This is a genomic window from Pseudomonas sp. R3-18-08, from assembly GCF_003852065.1.
Lineage (GTDB): Bacteria > Pseudomonadota > Gammaproteobacteria > Pseudomonadales > Pseudomonadaceae > Aquipseudomonas.
This window is the reverse complement of the sequence record NZ_CP027729.1, coordinates 2,825,589-2,849,955: the sequence shown is the minus strand read 5'-3', so window position 1 is coordinate 2,849,955 and position 24,367 is coordinate 2,825,589. Positions and strand designations below refer to the sequence as shown.

Sequence of the window (24,367 nt, the reverse complement as noted above, 5' to 3'; positions counted from 1 at the left end):
AGGCCGCAGGAGCACCTATGCCTTTTAACATCGATAGCCACATTGAAACCGAACGCGAACAGCTGTTCAGCCATCCGCTGTTTGCAAACATCCGCACGGTAGAAGACGTGCGCACCCTGATGGAGTTTCATGTGTTCGCCGTATGGGACTTCATGACCTTGCTCAAGCGCATCCAGCGCGACCTTACCTGTGTGGAGTTGCCTTGGGTGCCGCCGGTACACATCACCGCCGCCCGTCTGATCAATGAAATCGTGGTCGGCGAAGAAACCGACGAGCACCCCGATGGCGGCTTTATCAGCCACTTGGACCTGTACCTCACGGCCATGGATGAAATCGGTGCCGACAGCACGGTATTCCGCCGCTTCCTGGCAGCGATCAAGGCCCAGGTCCCTCTGGCAAAGGCGCTCAACGACCCGGCTATCCCAACAGCCGCCAAAGTGTTCATGTGCCAGACCCTCGACATTGCACAACACGGCACGACCGAAGCGGTGCTGGCGTACTTTTTCTTTGGTCGTGAAGACATCATCCCCGATATGTTCGGCCGACTGCTGTCGCAATGGTCGGTCAGTGAGCACGATGTACCGATGCTCACGTACTACTTGAAGCGCCACATCGAAATGGACGGCGACGACCATGGTCCGGCAGCCAAGCGCATCATCGCCGAGATCGTCACCACACCTGCGCAACACCTGCATATGGTCGAGAGTGCCAAGACCGCGATCAATTCACGGATCGAGCTGTGGAACAGCGTGCACCAGTTCCTGCTGGACAAGGCCCATTCCACTGCGGATCGCCCTGTGCGTGAGGTCGAAACCGTTTCTGAGCCTGCTTGACACAGACGCGCAACTACAGGGAGTACCTCATGACCAAAGGCAAGCTGGTAAAACTGACGCTGTGCGGCGTCGTGGTGGGCGGGCTGCTGATGCTGGGCTGGCAGCGCTGGCAGTATTCCAGCACCTACGTGAGTACCGACAATGCAGAACTCGATGGGGTGATTATCCCGGTGCGGGCCAAGCTATCGGGCGTCGTGATCAGTGTGCCGGTGATGGACAACGTCACCGTACAAAGCGGTGACCTGTTGTTTCAAATCCGCGACAGTGAATATCACTACCAGCTGCAGCAGCGCGAAGCACAATGGCAAGCGTTGCTTGCCGCCGCCGGGCGCGCCGGAGCCCCGGGTGCGCTGGACAGCCAGGTCCTCGGTGCGGTTGCCCTGCGCGAAGCCGCGCAGGCGGCCCTGGCGCAGTCGAGCGCCAACCTTGAGCAAGCGCGTAACGACTACCAACGTGCCCGTCGCCTGGGTGCTCAAGGCGCGCTGAGCATTCAGGACCAGGAAGTGGCCAAGGCGCGTTTCGACGCCCTTCGTCATGCTCAGGAGGTGGCGCGCAGTAATACCCAGGCCGCCGCTCAAAGCACCTTGGCCAACAAGGCTGAACTCAAGGTGCAGGACTACCGGATCGCCGCCGCGCAAGCCGAAGTGGAACAAGCCAGGATCAAGCTGAACGACGCCCGCCAGACCGCGCCGGTGCGCAGCATTGTCTCGAAAAAAGAGGTGGAGCCCGGCCAGTTCGTGGTTGCCGGCCAAAAACTCATGAGCCTGATTGCAACCGACCCGCTGTGGATCACCGCCAACTTCAAGGAGACCCAGGTGGGCCGCGTACGCGTCGGCCAGAATGCCCGCGTCACCGTGGACGCATTCCCCGGGCACACCTTCGACGGCGTCGTCGAAAGCCTGGCACCGGCCACCGGGGCGAAGTTCTCCTTGCTGCCCCAGGAAAACGCCACGGGTAACTTCACCAAGGTGGTTCAGCGTGTGCAGGTACGCATCGCGCTTACCGGTGTGCCGGATAACTACAAGGCGCTGTTGAGCCCGGGCATGAGTGCCTTTGTTGAAGTCGCCACGCACCACAACGGCAGCCAGACGCTATGAGGTCGCCCTACCTGATTGCGTTCACCGTCACGCTGGTGTCGATGATGGAGTTGCTGGATGTCACCATCGTCAACGTGGCGATTCCCAGCCTGATGGGCACCTACGGTGCCTCGGTCGATGAAATCTCGTGGGTTTCCACCGGTTACGTCGTGGCCAACGTGGTCATTCTGCCGGTCAGTGGCTGGCTGTCGGCGTGGTTTGGGCGGCGTACCTATTACCTGGTATCGACCGCAGTGTTCGTGCTGGCATCCCTGGGCTGCGCACTGTCGGCCGAACTGTGGCAACTGGTCGCGTTCCGGGTGTTGCAAGGCCTGGCAGGCGGCGGGTTGCTAGGGATTTCCCAGGCGATCATCTACGACGTGTTCCCCAAGGAAAAGGTCAACAGCGGCATGGCGTTGTACGGCGTGGGCGTGATGATGGGGCCGACTCTGGGCCCGACCGTCGGCGGCTACCTGATCGACACGTTGTCGTGGCATTGGATCTTCCTGATCAACCTGCCGATCGGCGCCGTGGCCCTGCTGCTGTGCTGGATGTGTATCAATGACTCGCCCAACGAGCAAAAACCCACCAGCGTCGACTACAGCGGCTTCTGCTTGCTGGCCCTGGGGGTCGGTAGCCTGCAGATCCTGCTCGAACGCGGCGAACACTGGGACTGGATGGCGTCCAACTGGACCGTCGCCTGCCTGTTGCTCAGCAGCTTCAGCCTGGTGGGCTTCTTCTGGTGGGAACGGCGGGTGACCAACCCAATCGTCAATGTCGCGCTGTTTCAGAACCGAGAATTCCTGATGGGCTGCATCTGTGCCTTTTGCGTGGGTTTCGGGCTGTACAGCACCCTGTTCATGGTGCCGCTGTTCCTGCAGACCTTATTGGCACAGAGCGCCTACCAGAGCGGGCTGGTGATTTTTCCAGGAGCGGTGGCCAGCGCCATCAGCACCTTGGTGATCGGCAAGCTGTCCCAGGAAAACAGGATCGACGAGCGCGTGTTCGTGACCTTGGGCATCGTAATGTACTGCTATGCCATGTTCCTGCACACCCAGTTCACCCTCGACAGTAACCCGGACACGCTTTACTGGCCCTTGGTGATCCGTGGCCTGGGCCTGGGCATGATCTTCGTACCGCTGACCAACCTGGCGATGCGCCGCCTGCCGCTGACATTGATCTCCGGCGCCTCGGGGGTCCTGAACCTGATGCGCCAGCTGGGCGGCAGTGTCGGCATCGCCATCGCCGCCACGCTGCTCACGCGATTCTCGTGGGAGCGCTATCGCCTGCTCTCCGAACACGTCACCGAATCCAGTCTCGTCGCGAGCGGCTGGGGAGGCGTGGAGACCGACCCGTTGTTTCTCTCCCTGGGCCTGGCCAGCCACCAGCAAGCCATAGCCCTGATGCCTTACCTGCAAGCGCGCGAGCAGGGGCAAATGCTGGCGTTCAGCATGTTGTTCGGCACCTTGGGCGCCGTGATGGCCATCGGTATTCCAATGGTGCTGATGATGCGTAGAAGCACCGTCAGTCGATAAATTTTTCAGTGGAGCACATCCCTTGCGTATTCCAGGCCTGCGTCTCGAAACCACCACACTGCTCACGCCCCTGTGCTTGCTGGCCCTGGCCTGCGCGCCCGCACAGGTGTCGGCAGATGACCTGTATCACCTCTACCAAAAGGCGCTGACCCATGACATGCAGTTCGCCGCTGCACAGGCCCAGCAACTGGCCACGGCGGAAAAGGAACCGCAAAGCCGCGCCGACCTGCTGCCGGACTTGTCTGTCACCGGCGGCGCGGCCTGGGTCGATGCAGAGGATTCATCCGACTACCACCGCAATCGCAATAACACCAACGCCTACGCTGTGGTCCTCACACAACCACTGCTGCGCTGGCAGAACGTGATCGCCCACGATCAGAGCAAGCTATTGATCAGCGCCAGTGAAGTCCACACCGAACAGGCGCGCCAGGACCTGATGCTGCGCGTTGCTCGCGCTTATTTCGATGTACTGCTCAACCAGGAACTGTTGAATACACGCACGCAACAACTGCAAACGCTGCGCGAGCGTCTGGATCGCAGCCGACGACTGCTGGCCGATGGCGCCACCACCGCCAACACGCTCGCACAGGTGCAGGCCAAGTACGACCAGGCATTTGCCGAACAGATTGGCGCGCGTGGAGCATTGGACATTGCCAACGAAACGCTCACCCAATTGACTGCCACACAGGCGCGCCCTTGGTCAAGCAAAGAGCCACAGTTCAGTGCCCCGATGCCCGCCGCCATTGGTGATTGGGCCAGCACCGCGCAACAAGGCAACCTGGCCGTGCAATCGGCACAGATTGCCCAGCGCCTGGCTGAAATGGACATCGACAAGGAACGGGCCGGCCACTTGCCGACCCTTGACCTGATCGCCGCCCATGGCCGCTTCGCTTCGGTCGGCGGTGATGTGTACGACGTCACGTTGCCGCAGAATCGCTATAACCAGACCGTGGTAGGGGTCAAGTTGAGCGTTCCACTTTACAGCGGCGGCCGTACCAGCAGCCGCGTGCGCGAGGCTCACGCACTGCAAAGCAAGGCCGCGGATGAAGTGGAAGAGGCGCGCCGCAACGCCGGGCTGATGGCACGTCAGGCCTACCTGCAAGTCACTAACGGCATAAGCCAATACCAGGCACTCAAGCAGGTGCTGAACTCCAGCCAGATCAACCTCGCCACCGTGACCCACGGCTTCGAAGCCGGTTCGCGCATCAACACCGATGTGCTGGATGCCCAACAAGTGGTCACCGATACCCAGCAACGTCTGGTCCAACAGCGCTATGCCATTCTGATGGCCCAGTTGCACCTGTTGGCCTCCACCGGCAACCTGAGCGACGTGCGCCTGCATGATGTCAGCCGTTCGCTGAACTGAAGTGCTGATGAATGGAGCGCTGCGCCCTGCGCTTCAGGGGCAGCCAGCCAGCGGCCAACCGACGCGCGCCGCCCGGACGAGACTGGCCTTGACAACCCAGCGGTGAAACGGCGCGATAACCAGGATGTAGGCCCGACCCAGGCGGTTGTGGCAGTGGACAACGGTTGAAAAAACCAGTTGGCGACTGCCGTCTGGCTCGGCCTCATCCGCGCACAGGACCGATATGCGAAAGTCCAAGTGCTTGTCGTCTTCGCCCAACACGATTTCGCTGCGGTGGGTGCTGTAGACCTTGAAGACGCCCACCCGACCAGCCAGTGATGCCAGGTATCTGGCGGTCTTGAGACCAAAACAGGCAACGATCGTGTCGCGCACCGTCATGAGCCAGCCGACCCACGCTGGCTGGTGGGAAAGGATGAATCGCGCCAGCACATCCGCGTTACCGGACGTACCCGCCGGGAGCCGAATCGCAAAAGCGTCCGCCAGGTGCATTGATTGATAAAGGTGGGTGATGCCGGACCTTGAGGGGACAGGCACAGCCGTAACGAGCGCGAATTCTCGGGGCATCGGGGGATCTCTTCTGAGTGCTAAGGGGCATGAGCATGGATCAAAGGGATGTCGTTAAGGTGCCCACTTCCCCTTGCCGAATACTGAGCCCGATCAAGGCATCATAGAGCGCTTGCTGGCCGGTTGGCAGTACCGGGAGCAAAGTCGCACGGCGCTTGTCGACATCGAACCAGGACTCCACCAGCCATCCCACCAGATAGAGCGCCGAAAGGCATCCGCCAGCGGTTGCAACGTTTCCCTGGAAGACAAGAGGCCGGTCCATGCACTCAATTCCAAGAGCCTGCAGCTGTGATCGTGCATCCGTGTGCGTCGTGGCCTGGCCGCTGAGCAGCCCAAGCCGTTCGAGAATGAAAGCGCCGGCGCAGATGGCGCCGATGTGCTGGCGTTTAGGGTCAAGTTCAAACGTCGGCAGGAAATCCGGAGCGGCAAGTGCAGCGGGTATGCCTTCCTTACCGCTGACGAACAATACCGCGTCGGCACTGTTGGCCTCGCGAAGCGGACCGTGCACCGAAACAGGCAGGCCGTGCGCCGATCGCACCGTGGGACTGGCCCCCACTATTCGCACGTGCCAGTCCTGCGTATTGCGGCCTAGAATGTCCCACATCAGGAAAAGGTCGATATCGGTGAAGTGGTCGAAAGCAACCAGAACGATTTTCTTCAAGGCGAACTCCATGAACAGGCAGGCCTGCAAAACGCAGCGGCCATCTATGCGGGTGTTCGTAGCCTATCCATCGTTTGCGCACCATACACAGCCTGTATGGCGCTAAATAGGGAGTGAATAACGGGTGAGCACACTAACGCGGCAGCATTGGATAGCGGCGGGTTTTGAGGCGCTCGACCAAGCGGGGCATTCTGGCGTGTCGGCCGAGAGTCTGTCGCGCCGCTTGAATGTGACCCGTGGATCCTTCTATCACCATTTCCGCAATCGCGAAGACTTTGTCCGCACCTTGCTGGCCGCCTGGGAGGAAGACTACACGGAGCGCATGCTCGCTTATGCCGCGCAAGGTCATAGCGCCGGCGAAACCTTGAAACGCTACTTGAGTATTGCCGCTGAGAAACAACCCGGGCGGGAAATTTCCATCCGCGCCTGGTCGCTGCACGATCCGTTGGTGGGCGAATTCCAGCAGCGTGTGGACGCAAGACGCCTGGACTTCGCCATACGCACCTGCCGCAGCGTGGTAAACAAGCCCGGCGAAGCCGAAGTGATGGGCCAGATGGCCCATCTGTGCCTGATTGGCGGCCAACAGGCAGGGCTGCGCCGTGATGCCGCGCGCTTCAACCGTTTCCTGCACCGAGCCGCTTTACTTTTTGAAGGGGCTCTTTCGCCGTGGCGGCTTCGATCCTGAGCCGAGGGTTGCCTTTTGATCGAGTTGTAGCAGAGCCACGTTCTGATCGATGCGGCCTTGGATCATGCGCAAGGTGTCTCGGTTAATCGCCTGCGGGTACAGGTCTTCGGCGATGCTTGCAAACCGGCTCGCTACCTCGCAAATGCCGTCAATCACTCGGCCTGCAACCTCCGGGGGCAGCTCGGCTTCCTCGGCAAGCCTGAGCATGTGTGCGCGAGAAATCGACAGGGCTTCTCCCATCACGTCCATCTGGTGGTAACCGCCTGGCCCCTCGCAGAAGGTCACGTCATAAGCCGGGGACAGTCTCCACTGACCGCCTTTGGACATGACATAGGCAAAGTTCTTGGGATGATCGTCTCTGTTGTTGAACGCAACATTGAAGACGGCACGCTCAAAGGCCACCGCCATTTCTCGCACATCATTGGTACACATCTGCGTTGCCCGCAAGAAGTTGACATAGTCCAACACCCCAGGAGACCGGTAATTGGCCCCCGTAAAGGCCGCAAGGCTTTGCATGGGGATGCGCACGCCGTCCCGGCGGTCAAATCGCTTGCTGGCAAACGCTGCCAACCCACCGGGCAGACTGAAGTACTGCGTGTCAGCGGTCTCGATACCGCACAGGCGCAGGCATTGGGCATACACCATTTCGATGGCGCACACCTCGGCCTGTTCTTCTTTGGCCGGGAACTTGATCAACCATGCTTCAAAACCCGGCGTGACGGCGGTGGTGAACCTTCCCGTTTCCGGATCGCGATAGACGAGGGCCTTGGGCCTGGCGCCTTGAGGCGAGCCGCCCACCAGCAGCAACGTCTGCAGGAACTCGCCCCCATCGCCATGGAGCACTTGGTGCACTTCGGTGGCAAGCTGCTCCAGCGAAATGTGGGCAGTGGATTCCAGCCCTTCGGGTACCACGGGCTCGAATGTCATAGCGCCCATCGCGCTGCTGCCGACGTAGGCCAGCCGTTCCAGTGGGCCGATGCGCGCGGTGGTGAGCCCGCGGCGCCGGAACAGTCGGTCCATCAACAACATGCCCCACCCATCCGGCAACGCGTCGTAAACAGGCCCTGGCAAGTACAGCTGGTGGTCTGGAAAGTCGCGGCGCAGTTGAGCCCCCTCTAACGGCAGCGTATAGGAGGACAGTTCCAAGCCCCTTTGCCTGGCTTGATGGCTGTACTCGAACAGGATCAATGGGCGACCGGTCAAGGCGGTCGTGGACACCAGCGTGCCCCATTGCCACCGCTCGCCCCAGCCCTCGTAGAAGACGTTCACCTGCTCAAGCATTGCCGGGCTTCCTCTTGGTACGCAGACGATTGGCGCTGTTTTCGTAGCGTCGAATATCCTCGATGCTGTCCAGCTTAGGCAGGAACAGGCCTTCGAGTTCCTTGGTCCGGCCAAGGGCCATCGCCACCCGGACCAGGTTCTCGAACCCGACATTGCGCCCGGCTTCAAGGTTGGACACGGTGTTGGTGCCGATGCCGGCACGTCCGGCCAGGTCGGCTTGTGTCATGTCCAGCGCCATGCGCTCTGTGCGCAAGCGATCGCAGAGGCGCTTGACGACCTCGCTCGGCTTGCTGAAGCTTAAATCCAACATAGTGTGTACCCAGCCCATGCTCTGCCAGTTAACCCCCGTGACTATAGAATTAACCACAGTGACTAACAAGCTTGTTAAATCCAGTATTTTGGGTGTTAACGTCTGGACCTATACGATTACCCACGATTTATTGGATTTATAGAGTACAGAATGGCGCAAGAAAAACGCCATTCGTGCATTACAGCCGCGTAACGCCAGCCCTTCAACGGCGCTGAACGCAAAAAGCCCACACCTGCACAGGCATGGGCATTTTTGCTCAAGCGGTTACTTCCCGGCGTGTTTGACCTGCACTTCCGGCATCGCCGAAGAGTGATGGTTAAGAATTTTCCACTGCCCGCCCACCTGCTCATAGACAAAGGTATAGCGTGCCTGCACCTGGCGCACCTTGCCGTCCGATTCGGTCAGGGTGAAGGTGTACACACCGCTGTCCATGGCGACGTTGCTGCCCAGTTGGCGGATCTCGCGGTAGTTGATCTGGCCCACTGGCTTGAGCGCCAGGAAGTGGGCGAAGTAGTCGGTGATCTGCTCCGGCGTGGTGCGCACCTGGTTCGACACAGTTGGCTGCAACACGGCGCCCGGTGCGTAGAGGTCCACTACCGATTTAACGTTGCCGGTCTGCAAGGCGCTGTTCCAGCGGTCGAACAGCCCGGCAATCTCGCGGTCTTTCATATTGGCCGGCGCCTGGGCCACCTCACGGTAGACATACGGGGCTGTCTCGGCAGCGTGAACAATCGGTGCGCTCAGGGCAAACATCAGGGCAAGCGGCGCGAACTTGAATTTCATGGTGTTACTCCAGTGGTCGTCGTTGAGCCCACTTTGCCCTCCTCTCCCGCGCCCGCCATCGGCCAACCGGAGGTGTTTACCTATGCCATTTGGCAGATAGCGCCAAGGTGTTCAACGATGTTTAATACATCCCCCTCGCGCCCGCCGTCCACTGGAGCATTATCCGTGCATGACAACCCCCATGACCCCGGCAGCGCCTTGGCCATGCGCGCGCATTTCCGCCAGTCGGAAAGTCGTACGGCGCGCCTGCGCCTGTTGGTGGATACCGGGCAGCAATTGCGCGAACTGGCCCCCGACGCCATGCGCGAACGCGTACTCGCGCGGGCCTGTGGGTTTCTGGCGATGGACCACGGGCTGCTGCAGGAGTGGGACGCCGACGGCATCGCACACACCAGCGCCCGCCATGGCAACCCGGCGCGATTGAGCAGCCTCGCCCACCTCGCCGACCGCAGCCTGCGCACGCCGTGTTGGCAGGAACGGCCATCAGAGGACTTGCCCAGTGTCTTGCAAGTGCCGTTGCGCGCCGGCGACGGCCCTGCCATTGGCGTACTGGTGCTGGGCAATAGCGTCAGCCTGCGCACGCCGGAGCATGAGGACAGCGAATCGCTGCAACTGCTCGCCACCTTGCTGGCCGCTCACCTTGAGAACGATCGGCTGCTGAGCACCCTCAAGACGCGCGATAAAACCCTGTCCGACCTGGTCAACCGCTTGCTTCGCGCCCAGGAGGATGAACGCAAGCGTGTGGCCTACGACCTGCACGATGGCCTGGCGCAAACCCTCGCGGGTCTGCACCAACGGCTGCAAGGCTTCGCCGGGCGTTGCCCGCCGCTGCCGCACGCATTGGCCGCCGACCTGCAGGCGATACTGACCCTGGCCCAACACTCGGTCGGTGAGGGCCGGCAACTGATCGCGGGCCTGCGCCCCACGGTGCTGGATGATTTCGGTCTGTTCAAAGCGCTGGACAAAGAAGCCGACCGCCTGCGTGACGCCGGCATCAACGTGCTCTGGCAGGCGGACTGTGACACGCGCTTACCCAGCCAGGTGGAGATCGCCTTGTTCCGGATCGGCCAGGAAGCCATCAACAATGTGCTCAAGCATGCGCGCGCAAGCCAAGTGCAATTGACTCTGGCGCTGCGTGACGGTCACGCGTCGCTGCGGGTTGATGACAATGGCAAGGGCTTCACGTCGGAGCCGTCACTCGATGACGCCCAGCACCTGGGCCTCGCCACCATGCAGGAGCGCGCCAGCCTGCTGGGCGGCAGCTTTACCTGCGCCAGCGCCGTCGACGGCGGTACCCAACTGCACGCTCGCGTGCCAGCCCACTGGATCGGAGTCCCTCAATGACTCACGTCTTGCGCCTGGTGCTGGCGGACGATCATGAAGTCACGCGCACCGGCTTCGTCTCCCTGCTGGCCGGCCATCCGCAGTTCGAAGTGGTCGGTCAAGCCAGCGATGGCCTGCAAGCGGTGGAGCTGTGTGAGCGACTGCTGCCGGACATCGTCATCCTCGACATCCGCATGCCGGGCCTCAACGGTTTGGGCGCCGCCCGCTTGCTGCAACAACGCCTGCCGGAGGTGAAGGTGGTGATGTTCACCATGGACGACAGCCCCGAGTACCTCGAGGCGGCCATGCAAGCCGGTGCAGTGGGTTACCTGCTCAAAGATGCCGGCCGCGCCGAGGTGATCCAGGCGTTGCAACAGGTGGCCGCCGGCGGCGAAGCGCTTAACACGGCGGTCAGCGCCCGGCTGTTGCGGCGCATGACCGAACGCCAGGCCAGCGGCGCCGCCCCCGGCGAGCCACTCACCCCACGGGAGCGCCAGGTGCTCGGCCTGGTCGCCAACGGCATGAGCAACCGGGCCATCGGCGAACAGTTGGGCATCACCACCGGCACGGCCAAGGCCCATGTCGAGCGGGTGATCGGCAAACTCGGCGCGGCCGACCGCACCCAGGCCGCCGTGCGGGGCATCGCCCTGGGCCTGGTGACGCCACCATGAAGCGCTGCCGATGAAAAAATATTGGGCCGACCTGCCGTTACGCGGCAAAGCGCTGGTGGTCATTTCGCTGCCCCTGGTGGTGCTGTTGCTGTCCCTGGTGCTGATCTATACCACGGAGCGCCAGACCGCCCGCGCCGAAGAAGATGTGCGCCGCGTGTTGCGCGTGCAAGGCGATATCCAGGCCGTGCATACCCTGCTCGCCGAAGCCGCCGCCAGTGTGCGCGGTTACCTGCTCACCCACCGCGAAGACTTCCTGCCCACCTACCTGAACGCCAAGCCGCAGATCGAGTCAGCCCTGCGCCGGCTTGACCGCAATGTGAGAGACACGCGCGTGCGCGAGCAGCTCAGCGCGATCAAACCGCTGATCGAGGCCAAGGTCGACGGGCTGGAGCAGATGCTCAAGGACAGCAAGGCCACACCGCAAGCCATCAGCGCCATCCTGATCAGCAACAAGCAGATCCTCGATGCCCTGCGCCAACACATCAGCACCATGCTCACCCTTGAAGACTCGCTGCTGGCCGAGCGCAGCGCTGCAGCGTCCGACACCCGCCAGAGGCTGTTGCTGTCCACCTGGCTGGCGGCGATCTGCGGGCTGTTCGGGGCGATAGTCGCGGTGCTGTTTCTGTCCAAGGGCATTGTCGCCCGGGTGCAGAATGTGCAGCGCAACGCCCAGCGCCTGGCCCAGGGCTCGCCGCTGCTGCCACAGCCCCCGGAAAAAGACGAAATCGGCCAGTTGGGCACCCGCCTGGTGGAGGCCGGGTTATTGCTGGCCGAACGCGAACGCGCATTGCGCGACAACGAAGAGCGCCTGCGGCTGATCATCGACGGGGTCAAGGACTACGGGATCTTCGCCCTCGACACAGCGGGCCATGTGACCAGTTGGAACAACGGCGCGCAGCGGATCAAGGGCTATACCGAACAGGAGATCATCGGTCAGCATTTTTCCCTGTTCTACCTGCCCGAGGAATGCCCGCAGCACCCCGACCTGGCATTGCGCGAAGCCACCCGCAACGGCGACTACACCGAAGAAGGCTGGCGCTGCCGCAAGGACGGCACGCGGTTCTGGGCCAGCGTGGTGATCACCGCGCAACACGACGCTACCGGCGCGCTGCGCGGGTTCTCCAAGATCACCCGCGACATTACCGACCGCCGTGCGGCGGAGATCGCCCTGCGCACCGCCCGCGAGGAAGCCGAACGCGCCAGCCGTGCCAAAAGTGAATTCCTCTCGCGCATGAGCCATGAACTGCGCACCCCGCTCAACTCGATCCTGGGCTTCGCACAGTTGTTGGACATGGACGTGCCCAAGGCGCAACAGGCCAATGTCGGGCACATTCTGCGCGCCGGCCAGCATCTGCTTACGCTGATCAACGAAGTGTTGGACATCGCCAAGATCGAGGCCGGCAGCCTGGCGTTGAACATCGCACCGATCCCGCTGGCGAGTGCCCTGCAAGAGGCGTTGACCCTGGTGTCGCCCATGGCCGCCGACGCGGGCGTGCAGCTCCAGCCGCTGCCGGCACTGGCGGCGGATACCGGCATCGTCGCCGACCGCCAACGCCTGACCCAGGTTTTGCTGAACCTGCTGTCCAATGCAATCAAATACAACCGCCGCGATGGCCAGGTGAGCCTTGAGATTGGCATCCAGGGGCAGCGGATCAGCGTGTCGGTGTGCGATACCGGCAACGGCATCGCCGCCGATCACATCGGGCAACTGTTCAAGCCGTTCGAACGCCTGGGGGCCGACCCGAATGTGGAAGGCAGCGGCCTGGGCCTGGCCCTGAGTAAAAGCCTGCTGGAAAACATGGACGGCCAACTCAAGGTGCAGAGCCAGCCCGGCATTGGTTCGCGCTTCACCCTGGAACTGCCCTTCGTGCGCATGGCCCACGTCCACAGTGGCGCCGCACCCGGCATCGAGCCCGAATTGCAGCGCCCTGCCCCCATCGTCAGCACGTTCCAGGGCAAGGTGTTGTGCATCGAAGACAACCTCTCCAGCCTGGCGCTGATCGAAACCCTGCTGCAACGCAGGCCCGGCATACGCCTGCTGTCGAGCATGCAAGGCCAACTGGGGCTGGACCTCGCCGCGCAGCACGCGCCACAGCTGATCCTGCTGGATGTGGCGCTGCCCGACATCGATGGCTTGAAGGTGCTGCAACGCTTGCGCCAGTCACCGATCAGCCGCGACACACCGGTGCTGATGATCACCGCCGACGCCAGCGACCTGACCCGCCATGCGTTGCTGCAGGCCGGCGCCACCGCCGTATTGAACAAACCGATCAACGTGCCTGGGTTTCTTGCCCACCTCGACCAAGCTTTTCCGGAGCCTGCGTGAACCTCGACCTGCGTATCCTGATCATCGACGACCAACGCCCGAACCTCGACCTGGTGGAGCAACTGCTGGCGCGCGAGGGGCTGACCAACGTGCTGAGCAGCACCCAGCCCCTGCGCACCCTGGAGTTGTTCAACAGCTTCGAGCCGGACCTGGTGATCCTCGACCTGCACATGCCGGAGTTCGACGGCTTTGCCGTGCTGGAACAACTCAACCGGCGCATCCCCCAGGGTGAATACCTGCCGATCCTGGTACTCACCGCCGACGCAACCCGCGACACACGCCTGCGCGCCCTGGCCCTGGGCGCCCGGGATTTCATCAGCAAACCCCTGGACGCACTGGAAACCATGCTGCGGGTGTGGAACCTGCTGGAAACCCGAGTGCTGTACAAGACGCTGCGGACGCTGGTGCCGGCGGACCAGATTGAATTACTGCAGCGCTGCGGTTCGACGGCTATCCGGCGCTGCTAGTGCGGTTGGCTGACGAAGCCGGCCGTCGCTTCACGCACAAAGTCCTCATAGGCACGCAACGGATGCCCGATGATCGCCTCTAACCGCTCCACGGTACCTTCGGCGGCGTGCATGCCGAACGTCTGGATAGCGGCCATCATCAGGCGCATGTCGTACGCCAACCAAGCGGGGCCGTAGGCCGCCAATTGCCCTTCGAAGGCCACCACGTCGTCACCGCCGTAGGCGATCTCGCGGCCCAGGGCGGCACTCCAGATCTTCGCCACGGAGGCACCCGTCAGGGCGGTTGGCCCGACCAATTCCAGGGTTACGCGCTCAAGTGCGGAAGGTGCTTTATCGCGTCGCAACAGTTCTGCCACGGCTACATCGGCGATGTCGCGCGTATCGATCATTGAAACCCCGGCCGAGCCAATGGGCATCGGGTATGCCGAGTAGTCCTGGATCGTCTGCCGGACCATCAGGTCGTTTTGCATAAAGTAAGCGGGACGCAGGATCGTCGCGGGCATGTCGAGGCTTTCGAGCATGCGCTCAACCGTGTGCTTGCCGGTGAAGTGCGGCACATGGGTGAAGGTGTCGGCATGGATCACCGACAGGTAAACGATGCGCTCGATCCCCGCCTCACGCGCGAGGTTCAGCGTGATGAGGGCTTGGGTGACCTCGTCGGGCGTCACGGCATTGAGCAGAAACAGCGTGCGCACCGACGACAGCGCGGCGCGCAGGGAGACGACATCGGTAAGGTCCGCAACAACCTCGATGACGCCTGCCGGGAAATCGCGCTTGCCCGCCTGGCGAACCAGGGCCTTGACCTCGGCGCCCGCCTCGGCAAGGCCTTGGGTGACGAGTGAACCAATCGTGCCGGTGGCGCCGATAACCAAAATGCTCATGGTGAAACTCCTGCGGTGGGTTTAGATAAGTTAGTGAGTGAAATCCGCAACGCTCGCTGCGATGTGTTCAACGATATGCTGTTGCGCAGGCGGAGCACAGACACCAAAATCCAGACACTTCGTTTCAAATGTGGAACACCATGAACCTGAACGCGCTGATCGATTTTGCCCTCGTCGCCACCAATGAAGGGCTCGGAAAGGCCAGCCGTGCGAGCGGTATAGCCAAGGCGACCTTGTCGCGCCGCATCGCTGACCTGGAAGAGCAACTGGGCGTCAGGCTGATCGAGCGCAGTGCACGCGGCCTTAAACTCACCGAAGCCGGGGAGGTGCTGATGACACGCACGGAAGGTCCGCTGGGCGAGGTGATCGAAGCCTTGAAGGCGGCCCGTGAGGGCATCTCGACACCGCGCGGACGCTTGCGCGTGGCTGCCCCGGTTTTGTTCTCGCAGCTTGCGATGGGGCGCATTGGCGCCGAGTTCTGCGCCGCCTACCCAGAAGTGGAGATCGAAGTCGTCGCCGAGGACCGCCTGGTTGACCTTGTAGAGGAACGCTTTGACGTTGCCATCCGCATCAACCCCAGCCCGGACAGCAGCCTGGTTGGCCGCTGCTTCGCCAAAGACCGACTGATCGTGGTGGCGGCACCGGCGGTGGTCAAGCCGCTGCCCGGCGCGGTCCGGCCCGTTGCCGCTATCGTGACGTCGAGTTTCGAGCCCACCCACTGGCATCTCGATGGCGGGGAGCTGGTGCTGGAACCCAACCCGAAGCTACGGTTCTCTTCATTACTGATGGTGCGGGATGCGGCTGTGGCCGGTGCGGGCGCCGCCCTGATTCCACAGTCCATTGCAGGGAGCCAGCTTGCCCGTGGCGAGTTGGTCCAGTGGGGTACGGTGCACGGAATGGAACCCGCGCTGTGGGTGCTGCACACTTCCCGGCGCCTTGCGGCGCCGAAGGTTCGCGCGTTTGTTGAGTTCATCTGCGCCCACTATCCGGGCATGTCGTTGGTGTTGAAGGGATAACGGCGCTCTCGCGCGAGTCTCTTGCAGCCTGCGCAACAGACTATTGCCATCACGCGCATTGATAGCACCCTAACGAAACCCCCATGCTAGAGGGCTGTCCGCGCGCTTATATCATTCCGAATGATAGTTACCTTTGCTTCATTCGATTCGTGACATACCGTCTCCCCGCGCATGATCCGCCCATCTCAATACATTGGCGGATGCACCTCATGGAACAGTCACTCAAACATTTGCGCTTCCCCCTGGCGATCCTGGCCGTGGTGGTGATGAGCGCGTGCGGCAAGACCCCGGACCAAGCGGCCGCCATGCCAGCGGCGAAAGTCAGCGTGGCCAAGGTACTCGAGCAGCCGGTCAACGAGTGGGATGAATTCACCGGGCGCCTGGAAGCACCGGAAACCGTACAGATTCGTCCACGCGTGTCGGGCCAGATTGACCAAGTCGCTTTCACCGAAGGCGCTTTGGTCAAGAAAGGCGACCTGCTGTTCCAGATCGATCCACGTCCGTTCCAGGCCGAGGTACGCCGCCTCGAAGCCCAGCTTGCGCAAACCAAGGCCGCCGCCACCCGCAGCGATAACGAAGCGCAACGCGGCGACCGCCTGCGCCAGAGCAATGCGATCTCCGCCGAACTGGCCGACTCGCGCACCACCGCCGCCCAGGAAGCCCGCGCCGCTGTTGCCGGGATCCAGGCGCAGTTGGACCTGGCCAAGTTGAACCTGAGCTTCACCCGCGTCACGTCGCCGATCAGCGGCCGCGTCAGCCGTGCCGAGATCACCGCCGGCAACCTGGTGACCGCCGACACCACCGCGCTGACCAGCGTGGTCTCCACCGACAAGGTCTACGCCTACTTCGACGCCGATGAACGGGTGTTCCTCAAGTACACCGAGCTGGCCCGCCAAGGCCGTCGCGGCGCGACCACCCCGGTATACCTGGGCCTGTCGAATGAAACCGGCAACCCGCACCTGGGCCAGATGAACTTCGTCGACAACCAGGTCAACCCGGCTACCGGCACCATCCGTGGGCGCGCGGTGTTCGATAACAGCAAGGGCGAATACACCCCTGGCCTGTATGCGCGCTTGAAGCTGGTGGGCAGCGGCACCTACTCCGCCGTGCTGATCAACGACGAAGCCGTGGGCACCGACCTGGGCAAGAAGTTCGTGCTGGTGATGGAGGGCGACAAGCCCGCCTATCGAGCCGTCGAACTGGGGCCGAAGATCGAAGGTTTGCGCATCGTGCGCAGCGGCTTGAACAAGGACGACACCATTATCGTCAAGGGCCTGCAGCGCGCACGCCCAGGTTCGCCGGTCGCACCGGAAACCATTCCGATGGCCAGCCAGGAAACCCTCGCCGCCTTGGCCCAACAACGACAAGCGCTTGAAGCCAGCAACCTGGAGCAAGTGGCGCCGGAAAAACCCGCGCCCAAGCTCGCCAGCAGCGCGACTCCACGCGGTTAAGGGATACGACTCAAGATGAATTTTTCCAAGTTCTTCATTTCGCGGCCGATCTTCGCAGCGGTGCTGTCGCTGTTGATCCTGATCGCCGGTGCAATCTCGCTGTTCCAACTGCCCATCAGCGAATACCCGGAAGTGGTACCGCCGACCGTGGTGGTACGCGCCAACTTCCCCGGTGCCAACCCTAAAGTCATCGGCGAAACCGTGGCGGCTCCGCTGGAGCAAGCCATTACCGGCGTCGAGAACATGTTGTACATGTCCTCGCAGTCGACCGCCGACGGCAAGCTGACCCTGACCATCACCTTCGCCCTGGGCACCGACCTGGACAACGCGCAGGTGCAGGTGCAAAACCGGGTGACGCGGACTCAGCCAAAACTGCCTGAGGAAGTGACACGCATCGGTATCACCGTGGACAAGGCCTCTCCCGACCTGACCATGGTGGTGCACTTGACCTCCCCGGATCAGCGTTACGACATGCTGTACCTGTCCAACTACGCGATCCTCAATATCAAGGATGAGCTGGCCCGCCTGGGCGGCGTCGGCGACGTGCAGTTGTTCGGCATGGGCGACTACTCGCTGCGCGTGTGGCTGGACCCGAACAAGACCGCTTCGCGCAACCTGACCGCGACCGATGTGGTCAACGCGATCCGCGAACAGAACCGCCAGGTGGCCGCCGGTGCCCTGGGCGCCCAGCCGGCGCCGAGTGATACCAGCTTCCAGTTGTCAGTGAATACCCAGGGCCGCCTGGTCACCGAGGAAGAGTTCGAGAACATTGTGATTCGCGCCGGCGCCAACGGTGAGATCACCCGCCTGAAGGACATCGCCCGGGTCGAGCTGGGCTCCAGCCAATACGCGCTGCGCTCGCTGATCGATAACCAGCCTGCCGTCGCGATTCCGATTTTCCAGCGGCCAGGCTCCAACGCCATCGATATCTCCAACGATGTGCGCGCCAAGATGGCCGAGCTGAAAAAGGGCTTCCCGGCCGGCATGGATTACCGCATCGCCTATGACCCGACGATCTTTGTACGCGGCTCCATCGAAGCGGTGGTGCACACCCTGTTCGAAGCGCTGATCCTCGTGGTGCTGGTGGTGATCCTGTTCCTGCAGACCTGGCGCGCCTCGATCATTCCATTGGTGGCGGTACCGGTATCGTTGATCGGTACGTTTGCGGTGATGCACCTGTTCGGCTTCTCACTCAATGCCTTGTCGCTGTTCGGTTTGGTACTGGCCATCGGCATCGTGGTGGACGACGCCATCGTGGTGGTGGAGAACGTCGAACGTAATATCGAACTGGGCCTGGAGCCGTTCCCGGCCACCGAAAAAGCCATGCGTGAAGTGACCGGCCCGATCGTCGCCACGGCGCTGGTGCTGTGTGCGGTGTTCATTCCGGCCGCCTTTATCAGTGGCTTGACCGGGCAGTTCTACAAACAGTTTGCCTTGACCATTGCCATCTCGACGGTAATCTCGGCATTCAACTCGTTGACGCTGTCCCCTGCCCTGGCGGCCGTGTTACTGCGCGCCCATGACGCACCGAAGGATCGTTTCTCCAGGTTCCTCGACAAGCTCTTCGGCGGCTGGCTGTTCCGTCCCTTCAACCGCTTTTTCGAAAAGGCCAGCCATGGCTACGTCGGTACCGTGCGCCGGGTGATTCGCGGCACGGGTATCGCCCTGTTCGTGTACGCCGGCCTGATGGTGCTGACATTCTTCGGGTTTGCCCACACGCCGACCGGTTTCGTACCGGCCCAGGATAAGCAATACCTGGTGGCCTTCGCCCAACTGCCCGACGCCGCGAGCCTGGACCGTACCGAAAGCGTGATGAAGCGCATGTCGGACATCGCCCTGAAGCAACCCGGCGTGGAAAGCGCGATTGCGTTTCCTGGCCTGTCGATCAACGGTTTCACCAACAGCCCGAACAGCGGCATCGTGTTCGTCACCCTGAAACCGTTCGACGAGCGTAAAGACGCAAGCATGTCGGCGGGTGCGATTGCCGGTGCGCTGAACGGCCAGTACGCCAGTATCGAAGAAGCCTATATGGCGATCTTCCCGCCGCCGCCGGTGCAAGGCCTGGGCACGATCGGCGGGTTCCGCCTGCAGATCGAAGACCGTGGCAACCTCGGCTATGACGAGCTGTACAAAGAAGTGCAGAACGTCATCACCAAGAGCCACGGCGTGCCTGAGCTGTTCGGCCTGTTCACCAGCTACACGGTCAACGTGCCGCAGGTCGATGCCGCCATCGACCGTGAAAAGGCCAAGACCCACGGCGTGGCGATCAGCGACATTTTCGACACGCTGCAGGTCTACCTGGGTTCGTTGTACGCCAACGACTTCAACCGCTTCGGGCGCACCTACCAGGTCAACGTGCAGGCCGAGCAACAGTTCCGCCAGGACTCCGACCAGATCGGCCAGCTGAAAGTGCGTAACAACAAAGGCGAGATGATCCCGCTGGCGACCTTCATCAAGGTCAGCGACACCTCGGGCCCGGACCGCGTGATGCACTACAACGGCTTTATCACCGCTGAAATCAACGGCAACGCCGCACCGGGCTACAGCTCCGGCCAGGCCCAGGCCGCGATTGAGAAATTGCTCAAGGATGAACTGCCCAACGGCATGACCTACGAGTGGACCGACCTGACTTATCAGCAAATCCTCTCGGGCAACACCGCGCTGTTTGTGTTCCCGCTCTGCGTACTGCTGGCGTTCCTGGTACTGGCCGCCCAATACGAAAGCTGGAGCCTGCCATTGGCGGTGATCCTGATCGTACCGATGACGCTGCTGTCGGCCATCACCGGGGTGATCATCTCCGGCGGCGACAACAACATCTTCACCCAGATCGGCCTGATCGTACTGGTGGGCCTGGCCTGCAAGAACGCGATCCTGATCGTCGAGTTCGCCAAGGATAAACAGCAGGAAGGCCTCGACCCGCTCGCTGCGGTACTGGAAGCCTGCCGCTTGCGTCTGCGGCCGATCCTGATGACCTCATTCGCCTTCATCATGGGTGTGGTGCCACTGGTGTTGTCCAGCGGTGCCGGTGCCGAGATGCGGCATGCCATGGGCGTGGCGGTGTTCTCCGGGATGATCGGGGTGACCTTCTTCGGTCTGTTGCTGACGCCGGTGTTCTACGTACTGATCCGTCGCTATGTGGAGCGCAGCGAAGCACGCAAAGCGGCCAAGGCCTTGAAGCTGGAGACACAGCAATGAGCGTGAAAGTATTCCTGCCGAGCTTGCTGGTACTGGCGCTGAGCGCCTGTGCCGTGGGCCCGGACTACAAAGCCCAGACCCCGGAAGCGGCCAACATCACGGCCGCCGCCGATGCCAAGCAATATGACCATGCCAGGTTCGAAGGCATCTGGTGGCAGCAGTTCGAGGACCCGACCCTCAACCAATTGGTCACCCAGTCGCTGCAGGGCAACCGCGACCTGCGCGTCGCCTTTGCCCGTCTGCGTGCGTCCCGTGCGATCCGCGATGACGCCAGCAACGACGCTATGCCGACCATCACCAGCCGCGTCAGCAGTGACCAGGGCAAGGGCCAGATTCCCGGCCAGACCACCCGCCGCGTCAAGACCGAGCGCTACGACCTCGGCCTGGACATGGCCTGGGAACTGGACCTGTTCGGTCGCATCCAGCGCAACCTGGAAGCCACCGACGCCGACCAGCAGGCCGCCGAGGCTGACTTGTACCAGCTGCAAGTCACCATGATCGCTGAACTGGTGGATGCCTACGGCCAACTGCGTGGCGCGCAACTGCGTGAGCGCATTGCCCTGGACAACCTGAAAAACCAGCAGGACTCCCGCGGCATCACCGTCAGCCTGCGCGATGCCGGCGTGGGCGACCAACTCGACGTGGAACGCGCCGATGCGCGCCTTGCGTCGGTGGAAGCCAGCGTGCCGCAACTGCAGGCCGAGCAAGTGCGCGAGCGTAACCGCATCGCCACCCTCCTCGGCCAGCGTCCCGACAAACTCAGCGTGGACCTGAGCCCGAAAGACCTGCCGGCGATTGCCAAGGCATTGCCGATCGGCGACCCAGGGCAACTGCTGCAACGGCGCCCGGACATCCTCAGCGCCGAACGCAAACTGGCGGCCGCCACCGCACGCATCGGCGTGGCCAAGGCCGACCTGTTCCCACGGGTCAGCCTCAGCGGCTTCCTCGGCTTCACCGCCGGGCGCGGCTCGCAGATCGGCTCGTCCGCCGCCAATGCCTGGGCCCTGGGCCCGAGCATCACCTGGGCCGCCTTCGACCTGGGCAGCGTACGCGCCCGCTTGCGCGGCGCGGACGCCGAAGCCGACGGCGCCCTGGCGAACTACGAACAGCAAGTGCTGTTGGCCCTGGAAGAATCCGAAAACGCCTTCAGTGACTACGGCAAGCGTCAGCAACGCCTGGTCTCGCTGATCCGCCAAAGCGAATCCAGCCGCGCCGCCGCCGACCTGGCCGCAATCCGCTACCGCGAAGGCACCGTGGACTTCCTGGTCCTGCTCGACGCCCAACGCGAACGCCTGGCCGCCGAAGACTCCCAGGCCCAGGCCGAAGTGGATCTGTATCGCGGCATCGTTGCGATCTACAAGGCGCTGGGAGGTGGCTGGCAGCCGGACACGGTGGTCGCTACCGCCAAGTGATGTAAAGAGCTCCTTTGGTTGGTCGCATCCAGCCAATTTTTAGCCCTGCGATCCATTCGGTTGCGGGGCTTTTTTTTGACATCAAGAACTGACTTGAACTGTTAGTAATACTTATCTGTAAGACACTTCCCAAATATCCAAACGAATTAAATATTAGCCTCGATGAGTCGATAACAGGATGTACCGTTAATCCTACGAGGACACTAGCATGGACATGAGGGTGATACTGCCTAACACGCTTTCCAAGCAGGAGAATGCGTTTGTAATCAAGAATCCAGAAAAGACTACAAACTCGTTCACCATAACCAACGCGACTACAGCCGCTGACGAACTCAAAATAAGGCACCAAGGCGAACTTGCAGAACTGAAAGAGTTTTTGAAGAAATACGATATGACGTCTATCAGTACCGATGAACTGAAGAAGGTGGGGAGGCGGTTGTACGAGAGCGATATCATTGATGCCAGCGCCTTTAGTATGTTTACCTTAGGAGACGGCGCATTTGACGCCGACGGCCATCAAACCGATACACACGTGAAATTCAATGCGATCGCCTTGTTCGATGAAAAGCTGGATGACTACCTTGCGTTTGTTAAGAGCAACCCGGGTGTCGGCCGCTCGCAAGGCATCCCTGAATATATACAAGGTATGGTGGACGCAAACCGTGCAATCAACGCGCTGGCGTATTTCGCGAACTCGTCAAGACCCGATCTTTCGGTGGAGGAACGCGCCTGATTCTGGCCCAGCAAGCGCCAGTCCAAGTGTGCCAGTCCTTTGGCACACTTGATCCATCTAAGCCTCAGCGACCATATCTTACGGTGCCCGAATAGGGTTTCGATGCCTCATCGGGATTGTAAAGTCTCACTCGATAGGTCCCCAAGGGCCCTAGCCAGGACGCGTTGGTTGACAAAGAGTTACCGCCCACCGTTTTCCAGGAACCGCCTACCTCTTGATCAATAAAAATCTGCGGTCCTCTTCCTGCGCCTCCAGCGAAAACCATTGCATCTATATTCGCGCTAGAGCAGCCATTTGCTCCTGTTATATTGAAAGGGCCGTGAGCGATAGCCTGATCGCCAGGCCCTATCACTCCAGTGAAACTCTCGGAAATATTCAAGCAGAGTGCAGAAGCCTGAAAGGACAACAACATCAGTGCTGCAAAAGGATACGTAACGAAACGGTTCATAAGCTCACCCTACGTGGATTGATTAATCACTCAACATGTACGGTTTACCCAACGTTGGTTTCGCTCAGTCACAGCAAGCATGAGGCCACACACCACCACCAAGTAAGACCGTGGTTAAAACGGTGCACGATTTGTTGTTCCAAGTATGCCAGTCACATCCTAAAAACAAGAAGGACCGGTCTGTCATACCAAAGAGTAGGAATTAGTCAGTTCTTTCCTAGTCCCGCACCAGCGCTACGTGTGCGGCGTTGCTTCATTCAAAATCAAACTCCGATAATGCCCCGGATTCGACCCGCTCCACTTACGAAACGCCTTATAAAACGAACTCGTATCGGCAAACCCCAACCGCTCGGCAATCTGGGCGAAGCTGATCTGAGGCTCAGCCAGCCACACAATCGCCAGCTCCTTGCGCACGCTGTCCTTGAGGCCTTGGTAGGTCTGGCCTTCTTCCGCCAGGCGGCGGCGCAGGGTGGACGCGGAGATGCACAGGGTGGCGGCAAGGCCGTCGGTCTCCGGCCAGGTGTGTGGGGGCATGTGGCGCAGGTCATGCTTGATGCGGCTGGCGAGGCTTTGCGGGTCGCGGTATTTGACCAGGATATTCGCCGGGGCCTGGCTGAGGAAACGTTGCAGTTCCTGCGGGGTTCGTTTGATCGGCAGGTCCAGGCACTCGGCGGAAAAGATCATGCGGGTGCGTGGCCGATCAAAGCGCAGGTTGTCGGAAAACATCACCTGGTAATCATCACAAAAGTCCGGCCGTGCGCAGCGCAACTCGATGGCCAGAATCGGGATGCGCCGCCCCGCCAGCCAGCAGGCGACGCCGTGGACGATCATCCAGTAAGTGAAATAGGTGAACGCGCGCTTGGGCTCGGGCTCCGGTTCGAGCAACACGATTTCCGCCAGGCTTTGTTGGCGCACCAACTGGGCAGGCAGGCGTTCAAACATCAGTGAAAGAAAATCCAGGCCGGTTTCCAGGCCGGCCACCAGGCTCGGTTGTGCCATAGAGGCACGACAGAGGAACGCCAGGCTGCCGGATTTGAGCTTGCGCGGGTCCATGCCAAAAAACTCGTCATCACTGCGCCGTGCGAGCAAACGCCACAAGCGCGCATAAGCGGTGGCGACCACGCGTGCGCCGGGCTGTTCCAGCAGCACCGGGTCAATCCCGACTTTGCTCAACGCCTCGACGGTGGCTGCGCCCGGCGCACAGCTCTGCAGCAGGGCTTCGCGCACGAGGTGGATGGAGATGGTGTCTTTTTCCGACATGGGCTGTTGGGCAATCCGGCTGCGGTTCGGGTGGCCTGCATGATAAGGGCGGTTGCGCTTCGCCACCACCGTTCAGCCCACGTTCAGCAA

21 protein-coding genes are annotated in these 24,367 nt (G+C 61.6%); 14 read left to right on the top strand and 7 right to left on the bottom strand.

The features are described 5' to 3' along the window. The first annotated feature begins 17 nt into the window (after positions 1-17). The 4 genes from C4J92_RS13000 to C4J92_RS12985 are packed head-to-tail and all read left to right on the top strand — an operon-like array spanning position 18 to position 4,810. The gene (locus C4J92_RS13000) at positions 18-833 is read left to right on the top strand and encodes a DUF3050 domain-containing protein (protein ID WP_124404122.1); all 816 of its coding nucleotides are present in this window, start codon (positions 18-20) and stop codon (positions 831-833) included. Between the two features lie 29 nt (positions 834-862). Further along, the gene (locus C4J92_RS12995; RefSeq protein WP_124404121.1) at positions 863-1,930 is read left to right on the top strand and encodes an HlyD family secretion protein; all 1,068 of its coding nucleotides are present in this window, start codon (positions 863-865) and stop codon (positions 1,928-1,930) included. Then, on the top strand, positions 1,927-3,444 hold the full coding sequence (locus tag C4J92_RS12990; protein ID WP_124404120.1) for a DHA2 family efflux MFS transporter permease subunit: 1,518 nt from the start codon (positions 1,927-1,929) through the stop codon (positions 3,442-3,444). Before C4J92_RS12995 ends, C4J92_RS12990 begins: the two co-directional genes overlap by 4 nt. 22 nt (positions 3,445-3,466) lie before the next feature. Then, entirely contained in the window at positions 3,467-4,810 is a 1,344-nt protein-coding gene (locus tag C4J92_RS12985) for a TolC family outer membrane protein (protein WP_124366965.1), read from the top strand. Between the two features lie 33 nt (positions 4,811-4,843). Here the strand turns inward: C4J92_RS12985 and C4J92_RS12980 are convergent, their stop codons facing one another. Both C4J92_RS12980 and C4J92_RS12975 read right to left on the bottom strand, forming a co-directional pair. After that, on the bottom strand, positions 4,844-5,374 hold the full coding sequence (locus C4J92_RS12980; RefSeq protein WP_124404119.1) for a DUF2867 domain-containing protein: 531 nt from the start codon (positions 5,372-5,374) through the stop codon (positions 4,844-4,846). A 40-nt stretch (positions 5,375-5,414) separates the two neighbouring features. Next, a complete protein-coding gene (locus tag C4J92_RS12975) occupies positions 5,415-6,035 on the bottom strand; it encodes a DJ-1/PfpI family protein (protein WP_124404118.1) in 621 nt (206 codons plus the stop codon). Between the two features lie 124 nt (positions 6,036-6,159). On the opposite strand from C4J92_RS12975, the gene C4J92_RS12970 reads away from it, so the two are divergent. Next, positions 6,160-6,720 (top strand): TetR/AcrR family transcriptional regulator, encoded by a 561-nt coding sequence (locus C4J92_RS12970; RefSeq protein WP_124404117.1) that lies wholly within the window; start codon positions 6,160-6,162, stop codon positions 6,718-6,720. On the opposite strand, the gene C4J92_RS12965 is transcribed toward C4J92_RS12970, so the two are convergent. The 3 genes from C4J92_RS12965 to C4J92_RS12955 all read right to left on the bottom strand — a co-directional run bounded on the left by C4J92_RS12965 (position 6,676) and on the right by C4J92_RS12955 (position 9,094). Beyond that, positions 6,676-8,001, bottom strand: coding sequence for a type II toxin-antitoxin system HipA family toxin (locus C4J92_RS12965; RefSeq protein ID WP_124404116.1), 1,326 nt, complete (start codon positions 7,999-8,001; stop codon positions 6,676-6,678). The genes C4J92_RS12970 and C4J92_RS12965 overlap by 45 nt on opposite strands. Further along, the gene (locus C4J92_RS12960; RefSeq protein WP_124404115.1) at positions 7,994-8,311 is read right to left on the bottom strand and encodes a helix-turn-helix domain-containing protein; all 318 of its coding nucleotides are present in this window, start codon (positions 8,309-8,311) and stop codon (positions 7,994-7,996) included. Before C4J92_RS12960 ends, C4J92_RS12965 begins: the two co-directional genes overlap by 8 nt. A gap of 264 nt (positions 8,312-8,575) precedes the next feature. After that, positions 8,576-9,094 carry an SgcJ/EcaC family oxidoreductase gene (locus C4J92_RS12955; RefSeq protein WP_124404114.1) on the bottom strand — a complete coding sequence of 173 codons (519 nt, stop codon included), beginning with the start codon at positions 9,092-9,094 and terminating at the stop codon, positions 8,576-8,578. Between the two features lie 204 nt (positions 9,095-9,298). Here C4J92_RS12955 and C4J92_RS12950 point away from each other — a divergent pair, with 204 nt between their 5' ends. Genes C4J92_RS12950 through C4J92_RS12935 form a run of 4 tightly spaced genes read left to right on the top strand, consistent with a single transcriptional unit; the run spans position 9,299 to position 13,881 of the window. After that, positions 9,299-10,438, top strand: a complete 1,140-nt coding sequence (locus C4J92_RS12950; RefSeq protein ID WP_372238391.1) for a sensor histidine kinase — start codon at positions 9,299-9,301, stop codon at positions 10,436-10,438. Further along, positions 10,435-11,088, top strand: coding sequence for a response regulator transcription factor (locus C4J92_RS12945; RefSeq protein ID WP_124404112.1), 654 nt, complete (start codon positions 10,435-10,437; stop codon positions 11,086-11,088). The genes C4J92_RS12950 and C4J92_RS12945 overlap by 4 nt, the downstream gene beginning before the upstream one ends. Positions 11,089-11,098: 10 nt before the next feature. Further along, on the top strand, positions 11,099-13,414 hold the full coding sequence (locus C4J92_RS12940; protein WP_124404111.1) for an ATP-binding protein: 2,316 nt from the start codon (positions 11,099-11,101) through the stop codon (positions 13,412-13,414). After that, the gene (locus C4J92_RS12935; RefSeq protein WP_124362759.1) at positions 13,411-13,881 is read left to right on the top strand and encodes a response regulator; all 471 of its coding nucleotides are present in this window, start codon (positions 13,411-13,413) and stop codon (positions 13,879-13,881) included. Before C4J92_RS12940 ends, C4J92_RS12935 begins: the two co-directional genes overlap by 4 nt. On the opposite strand, the gene C4J92_RS12930 is transcribed toward C4J92_RS12935, so the two are convergent. After that, complete coding sequence (locus C4J92_RS12930; RefSeq protein WP_124404110.1) at positions 13,878-14,762, bottom strand: NmrA/HSCARG family protein; 885 nt, start codon at positions 14,760-14,762, stop codon at positions 13,878-13,880. The two genes, C4J92_RS12935 and C4J92_RS12930, sit on opposite strands and share 4 nt — an antisense overlap. A 140-nt stretch (positions 14,763-14,902) precedes the next feature. On the opposite strand from C4J92_RS12930, the gene C4J92_RS12925 reads away from it, so the two are divergent. From C4J92_RS12925 to C4J92_RS12905, 5 genes are all read left to right on the top strand, one after another. Next, positions 14,903-15,778 (top strand): LysR family transcriptional regulator, encoded by an 876-nt coding sequence (locus tag C4J92_RS12925; protein WP_124404109.1) that lies wholly within the window; start codon positions 14,903-14,905, stop codon positions 15,776-15,778. Positions 15,779-15,987: 209 nt separating this feature from the next. After that, a complete protein-coding gene (mexE, locus tag C4J92_RS12920) occupies positions 15,988-17,229 on the top strand; it encodes a multidrug efflux RND transporter periplasmic adaptor subunit MexE (protein ID WP_124362756.1) in 1,242 nt (413 codons plus the stop codon). A 15-nt stretch (positions 17,230-17,244) separates the two neighbouring features. Next, positions 17,245-20,424 (top strand): efflux RND transporter permease subunit, encoded by a 3,180-nt coding sequence (locus C4J92_RS12915; RefSeq protein WP_124366953.1) that lies wholly within the window; start codon positions 17,245-17,247, stop codon positions 20,422-20,424. Continuing rightward, positions 20,421-21,836 (top strand): efflux transporter outer membrane subunit, encoded by a 1,416-nt coding sequence (locus tag C4J92_RS12910; protein ID WP_124362754.1) that lies wholly within the window; start codon positions 20,421-20,423, stop codon positions 21,834-21,836. The genes C4J92_RS12915 and C4J92_RS12910 overlap by 4 nt, the downstream gene beginning before the upstream one ends. A gap of 208 nt (positions 21,837-22,044) precedes the next feature. After that, the gene (locus tag C4J92_RS12905; protein WP_124404108.1) at positions 22,045-22,569 is read left to right on the top strand and encodes a hypothetical protein; all 525 of its coding nucleotides are present in this window, start codon (positions 22,045-22,047) and stop codon (positions 22,567-22,569) included. A gap of 682 nt (positions 22,570-23,251) precedes the next feature. Here the strand turns inward: C4J92_RS12905 and C4J92_RS12900 are convergent. Then, positions 23,252-24,277: an AraC family transcriptional regulator gene (locus C4J92_RS12900; protein WP_124404107.1), complete on the bottom strand. Its 1,026-nt coding sequence runs from the start codon at positions 24,275-24,277 to the stop codon at positions 23,252-23,254. Positions 24,278-24,367: the final 90 nt, after the last annotated feature.